Origin of the sequence: Corallococcus sp. CA053C, from assembly GCF_003611675.1 — a bacterium.
Taxonomy (GTDB): Bacteria; Myxococcota; Myxococcia; order Myxococcales; family Myxococcaceae; genus Corallococcus.
This window is the reverse complement of the sequence record NZ_RAWA01000759.1, coordinates 1-1,616: the sequence shown is the minus strand read 5'-3', so window position 1 is coordinate 1,616 and position 1,616 is coordinate 1. Positions and strand designations below refer to the sequence as shown.

At 69.4% G+C, this 1,616-nt stretch carries 2 protein-coding genes; both read right to left on the bottom strand.

The window, feature by feature from the left end; all coding sequences use genetic code 11:
- Positions 1 to 730, bottom strand: a 730-nt coding sequence (locus D7V97_RS42900; protein WP_120616256.1) for an FAD-dependent oxidoreductase, incomplete at its 3' end; no start/stop codon positions are given.
- Positions 731 to 829: 99 nt separating this feature from the next.
- Positions 830 to 1,408 (bottom strand): hypothetical protein, encoded by a 579-nt coding sequence (locus tag D7V97_RS42895; protein WP_120616255.1) that lies wholly within the window; start codon positions 1,406 to 1,408, stop codon positions 830 to 832.
- Between the last annotated feature and the right edge of the window lie 208 nt (positions 1,409 to 1,616).

Genomic DNA, 1,616 nt, shown 5'->3' with positions numbered 1-1,616 from the left:
GCACCCCGACAGGCAGCGTCACCACCGCGTGCCTGGCTTGGAACGTTCCCAGGGGTACGCCCTGCCGGGTCCGGGCCCGCACGCGAACCTCCCCCGGCTTCCAGCGCACCTCCTCGGCCACGGCGTTGAGGAACAGCGTGTCCGGTTTCGCGAGCAGCTTCGCGGCCATCGCGTGCAGCACGCGGTCATAACCCTCCATCACGCGGGAAGGCGTCGCACCGCCCCCGTCGGAGACGGCCTGCTCCATCCGAGCAATGGCCAGCGTGCTCGCGACGTCCGGATCCGCGGCGTAGAAGCCGCGCACGAAGGCGAGCGCCATCGCCGCGCGCATGGGCAGCCACTCCTGGTCGCGCACCTGCTCCGCGACCCACTCCGACATCGAGCGGTCGGGAGGCTTCGCCGCCACCAGCTCCTCCTGGAACGCGAACGCCTCCTCCGCGTCGCCCAACCGGCCGCGCCACAGCAGCGCATGCGTGTCATTGCAGGAGCCCACCGTGAGGCCGGCCTGATGGATGCGGCGGAGCAGGGCAGGGGGCCTGCCATGGACGAACTCGGCGCCCAGCTCCAGCGGCACGTCGCTGGTCGGGTCCCGCACGGTCGCTACGCGGCCGCCTACGCGGTCTCGCGCCTCCAGGACGATGACGCGCAGGCCCTCACGCACCAGCCGGTCGGCCGCGGACAGCCCCGCCGCGCCCGCCCCCAGGATGATGACGTCGGCCGTGCGGTCCATGCGGTCAAAGCTTCCTCGAGCGGAAACTCCACCGTGAGAAAGACCCGCGGCCCGCCGGAACCTGGCGGACCGCGAGCGAGCGAGGTTCCCAGGGCGGGCCTAGTAGGTCTTCGGCGAGCTGCTGGTGTCATGCGTGCTGGAGCCCGTGTCCGGGTTCAAGCTGGTGTCGCTGCCGGACCCCCCGACGTCCTTGTTGGGGTCCTCCATGCCGGATCCACCCGTGCCCTCGTTGATCGACGGATCCGGCGACATCACGTCGGAGCCCGACCCGCCCGTGCCCTGGCTCGGCGAGATGCTGGTCGCCATGTTCTTCTCGTCCTTCACCTCGAAGCTGGCGCGGATCTCCTGGCCTTCCTTCAGGCTCTTGGCGTTCTTCAGGCTCGGGTCGGTGAACTGGGTCTTGCTGCTGATGTCCAGCGGCACCACCGCGCCATTGGCGGCGCTGATGTAGACCTTCTTGCTCTCGCTCTTGACGACCTTGCCCGTCAGCTCATTCGAGCCCGTCATGCTCGGCGACTGCGCTGCGGACGACCCCGACTGGCCCGAACCTCCCTGGGCCGGCACGGACGTCGAAGGCTCCTGCTGCTGCGTGTCCTGCGCCGTGCTGCCGCTCTGAGCGAAGGCCGCGCCAGAACCCAACAGCGCCACGGACGCAAAAACCCCAATGAGCTTCTTCATGGAATCTCTCCCGGATGATGTGAGTGGGACGGGGCGAAACCCCCGCTGGTCAAAAGCTAGGGGCGGCGGGGGTGCTACACAGGTCCAGGGGGGAAGAACGGATGCGTGCCCGTTCGCCTCCCGGCCCATGGGACGTGGTCTGGACGCGACAGGCGGCCATCCCTTCGACGGGAGGGGTGCTTGATGCCGGTGCCGGATTCCCTTAGCG

What these genes read in the sequence shown, in the direction of transcription:
- D7V97_RS42895 (WP_120616255.1), bottom strand. Translation starts at nt 1,408, where the DNA reads ATGAAGAAGCTCATTGGGGTTTTTGCGTCCGTGGCGCTGTTGGGTTCT.